The 4,283-nt window shown below is 70.9% G+C and carries 4 protein-coding genes; 2 read left to right on the plus strand and 2 right to left on the minus strand.

The features are described from left to right. Positions 1 to 1,159 (minus strand): aldehyde dehydrogenase family protein (locus tag VOI19_RS15235; RefSeq protein ID WP_323793816.1); only part of this gene is annotated, 1,159 nt, incomplete at its 3' end. Positions 1,160 to 1,199: 40 nt separating this feature from the next. Then, positions 1,200 to 2,300 carry a hypothetical protein gene (locus VOI19_RS15240; protein WP_323793817.1) on the minus strand — a complete coding sequence of 367 codons (1,101 nt, stop codon included), beginning with the start codon at positions 2,298 to 2,300 and terminating at the stop codon, positions 1,200 to 1,202. A 172-nt stretch (positions 2,301 to 2,472) separates the two neighbouring features. On the opposite strand from VOI19_RS15240, the gene VOI19_RS15245 reads away from it, so the two are divergent. After that, positions 2,473 to 3,075, plus strand: a complete 603-nt coding sequence (locus tag VOI19_RS15245) for a TetR/AcrR family transcriptional regulator (protein ID WP_323793818.1) — start codon at positions 2,473 to 2,475, stop codon at positions 3,073 to 3,075. Then, positions 3,072 to 4,283: acyl-CoA dehydrogenase family protein (locus VOI19_RS15250; protein WP_323793819.1), on the plus strand; the 1,212-nt coding region annotated here is incomplete at its 3' end. The genes VOI19_RS15245 and VOI19_RS15250, both read left to right, overlap by 4 nt.

The raw sequence follows: 4,283 nt of genomic DNA on the forward strand, positions 1-4,283 counted from the left end.
TCTCCTCCTGCGCGATCCGCATGCCGTTGTCGACGTCGGCGAAGATCGTCGGACGCACGTACCAGCCACGGTCGAGGCCGTCGGGCATCCCGTTGCCGCCGAGGACGAGACGGGCACCCTCCTCCTGACCGAGGGCGATGTACTTCTCGATGCGCTCCTGCTGACGCTGCGCGACCATCGGACCGATCTCGGTGGCGGGGTCCATCGGGTCGCCGACCTGCATGCGGCCGACGGCCTCGGCGAGGGCGTCGACGACGGCTGCGTAGTTGGCTCGCGAGGCCAGGATCCGGGTCTGCGCCACGCAGGCCTGGCCGGAGTTCATCAGGGCGGTGAACTTCAGGCCCTCGATCGCGGTGGTGAGGTCGGCGTCGTCGAGCACGATCGCGGCCGACTTGCCGCCGAGCTCGAGGGAGACCCGCTTGAGCTGCTCACCGCAGACGGCCGCGATCTTGCGACCGGCCGCAGTCGAGCCGGTGAAGGCGACCTTGTCGATGCCGCGGTGCGCCACCAGGTGCTCCCCCACCTCACGGCCGCCGGCGACGATGTTGACCACACCCTCGGGCACGCCGGCCTCCATGAAGAGCTCGGCCATCAGGTAGCCGTCGAGCGGCGACTCCGGGGCGGGCTTGACCACCACGGTGCAGCCCGCGAGCAGCGCCGGGATCACCTTCGACATGATCGTGAACTGCGGGACGTTCCACGGCGGGATGGCCGCGACCACGCCGACCGGCTCCCGACGTACGACGACCGGGGTGCCGAGCATGCCGGTGCGCGACTCCTCCCACGGGTAGTCGCGAGCGATGGTGAGGAAGGCCTCGATCTGCATCCACGGCGCCGGCGACTGGGCGAGGTTGGCGAACGAGGTGGGCGCCCCCATCTCGGTGGTGATGAGGTCGGCCATCTCGGCGAGCTTGCCCGCGTAGAGGCCCGAGAACGCCGCGATCACGTCGATCCGCTCGGCGGGCGTCATCAGCGGCCACGGGCCGTGGTCGAAGGCTTCACGGGCGGCTGCGACCGCTGCGTCGATGTCGGCGGGCGTGGCGTCCGGGACCGTCGCCACGACCTCCTCGGTGTGTGGGGAGATGACCTGGATGGTCTCGCCGGAGGCGGGCGCTGCCCAGCCTCCGCCGATGAAGAAGGTGTCGCGGTCGAGGCTCATGGGTGTCTCCTTGCAGTGATCATCGGGATGACGTGAGGGGTCAGGGGGCGAGGGTGAACCAGTCGGCGAAGCCGCTGGGGTCGTGCCGACCCAGGGCGCCGTGCTCGAAGAGGCCCCAGCCCTCATCGCCGTTGCAGACCGCGCGACCGACGTGGTCGATCACGCCGAACATGACCCGGCCGGCCACGTCGGGAGCCGTGAGGTCGTAGGTGACCCGCTCGGTGAAGTCCGGCCCTCTCCAGACCCCGTGGGTCCAGTCGGCGTCGCCGCCGTAGCCGCCGCCGAGGTGGATCGGGACGGCGAGCTTGGACTCGACCTCGATCTCGAGGGGCTTGCCGTCGGGGGTCGTGCAGGTGATCGACGCGCCGGTCGGCACCCGGGTGCCCGAGGCGTAGTGGATCTTGACGTGCGGCCAGCCGAGCTGCTCGATCCGACCGTCCTTCCAGACCCGGTGGCAGTCGTTGAGGGCGCGGTAGCCGTTCGGCTCCTCCTGCATGATCAGGCAGATCATGTAGTCGTCGAAGCGCATCGGCACGTAGAGCCACCACAGGCCCTCGAACTCCGGCACCAGCGGCGCACCCTGCGGCGCGGCCTCGCCGACGGGGCGGATGCCCCACGAGCGGTCGCGGCTGCCGACCCAACGGTCGGGCGTGACGGCGAGATCGGTGCCATCGATGGAGATCGACCCGGTCCAGGTGCCGACCTGGGCGAAGCGCTGAGCGTCGAGGGTCACCCGAGACCCGGACCGCATGACGTGCGGCATCTCCTGGAGAGCGTCGAAGGAGCCGTCCCAGGTCAGGTCGGCGGCGATGCCCTCGGTCTCCTCGAGCACCACGCGCAGCCGCTTCAGCGGCTCCTGCACCTCGACACGGTAGTTGCCGATCTTCTGGTTGAGCCGGTCGTCGTCGATGACGTCGGACAGGTGCACGGCGGTCTGCTCGTCACCGCGTCGGACCAGGAAGAAGGCGTCCTTCGTGCCGAGGTTCGGGTAGTAGCCGTGGCCGAAGATCGCGAAGACGTCGCCGGTGCGGTCGTGGGCGTTGAAGTAGGCGCGATCGTAGAAGTTCCGATCGCTCGAGGCCGCCCAGGTGACGGGCAGGGGTGCCTGGTGGATCGGGTACTCGTCCAGTCCGGTGACCATGTGCTCTCGTGCTCCTGCTCGCTCGCGGCGGGACTCACGCCCGCTGTGACGTGGATCATGAGTTGACACCTGTCAGCATTCTGGAACACGTTCTAGTTGTCAACGCCTAAGAGGCATCTTTACCGATCACGCGCGTCTTGCACGAAGAAGTGAATCGGTGTTCACTACTTGCGTGGCCTACCGACGAACAGCCGCCGTGCAGGAGCGGCTCGACGCGACGCGCACCCGACTGGTCGACGCCGCCCACGACCTCGTGGCCGCCCACGGCTACGCCGGCTGCTCGATCGCTGCCGTCGCCGAGCGCGGCGAGGTCGCCACCGGCACCGTCTACCGCCACTTCCCCGACAAGGGCTCCCTCTTCGCCGAGGTCTTCCGCGCCGCGACGCAGCGCGAGGTGGACGCCGTCGCCGCTGCCGCCGCGGGTCCGGGCACCGTCGCCGAGCGGGCAACCCGAGCGGTCGAGACCTTCGCGCACCGGGCCCTGGCCGGGCCACGGCTCGCCTACGCCCTCATCGCCGAGCCCGTCGACCCACGCGTCGAGGCCGAGCGACTCGTCTACCGCCGCGCCTGGCAAGCCCTCTTCGCGGGCCTCGTCAGCGACGGCGTCGCAGGCGGCGAGCTGCCCCCGCAGGACCCGGCCACCACTGCGGCTGCCCTCGTCGGCGCGATGGCCGAGGCGCTCGTCGTCCCGCTCGCCGACGGCAGCGCGCCGCCCCACGTCGTACCCCAGCTGACCGCGTTCGTCCTTCGAGCCCTAGGAGCCACCCCGCCATGACCGCCACCCACCCCACGCACTCCACGCACTCCACGCATGAGGTCACCAACCAGGTGCCGCCGCTCGTCGGCCACGACACCTCCGCCGATCCCGCCGTGCAGGAGGCGCTCGGGCGCGAGGGCGCCGAGTGGGCTCGCGAGGAGATCTCGACGCTCGGCACGTTGGCCGGCACCGCCGAGGCCCAGGAGTGGGGCCGGCTCGCCGAGCGCACTCCCCCGGTGCTCACGACCCACGACCGCTACGGCCACCGCATCGACGAGGTCGAGTACACCCCGACCTACCACCGCCTGATGGAGACCGCCGTCGGCCACGGGCTCCACGGCGCCCCCTGGGCCGACTCGCGCCCGGGGGCTCACGTCGCGCGCGCCGCGAAGTTCATGGCGTGGAACGTCGACGCCGGCCACGGCTGCCCGATCTCGATGACCTACGCGGTCGTGCCGGCCCTGCGCGCCAACGCCGAGCTCGCCGCGACGTACGAGCCGCTGCTCACCTCGACGACGTACGACCCGGGTCTGCGCACTCCCAGCACCAAGTCGGGCCTGATCGCGGGCATGTCGATGACCGAGAAGCAGGGTGGGTCCGACGTCCGGGCCAACACCACCCAGGCGGTCGTCCAGCCCGACGGCTCCTACCGGCTCACGGGGCACAAGTGGTTCACCTCCGCGCCGATGTCGGACCTCTTCCTCGCGCTCGCGCAGACGCCCGACGGGCTCTCGTGCTTCCTCGTGCCGCGCGTGCTGCCCGACGGCGAGCGCAACCCGATGCACCTGATGCGACTCAAGGACAAGCTCGGCAACAAGTCCAACGCCTCCTCCGAGATCGAGTACGACGGCGCGGTGGCGCACCTGGTCGGCGAGGAGGGTCGCGGGGTCCGCACCATCGTGGAGATGGTCAACATGACCCGCCTCGACTGCACCCTCGGCACGGCCTCCGGCATGCGCGCCGCCGTCGTCCAGGCCACGCACCACGCGCGGCACCGCAGCGCCTTCGGCAAAGCGCTGATCGACCAGCCGCTGATGCGCAACGTGCTGGCCGACCTGGTCGTGGAGTCCGAGGCCGCCACGACCGTGGCGATGCGGCTGGCCGGCGCGACCGACCGGGCCGTGCGCGGCGACGAGGACGAGGCGGCGTTCCGGCGTCTGGCGCTGGCCGTCACGAAGTACTGGGTCTGCAAGCGAGGCCCGGCGCTCGCCGGCGAGGCGATGGAG

The organism is Nocardioides sp., from assembly GCF_034670285.1.
Taxonomy (GTDB): domain Bacteria; phylum Actinomycetota; class Actinomycetes; order Propionibacteriales; family Nocardioidaceae; genus Nocardioides.

Bases quoted from the DNA above. Each gene is read 5' to 3' on its own strand.
- VOI19_RS15240 (WP_323793817.1), bottom strand. From the start codon at position 2,300: ATGGTCACCGGACTGGACGAGTACCCGATCCACCAGGCACCCCTGCCC.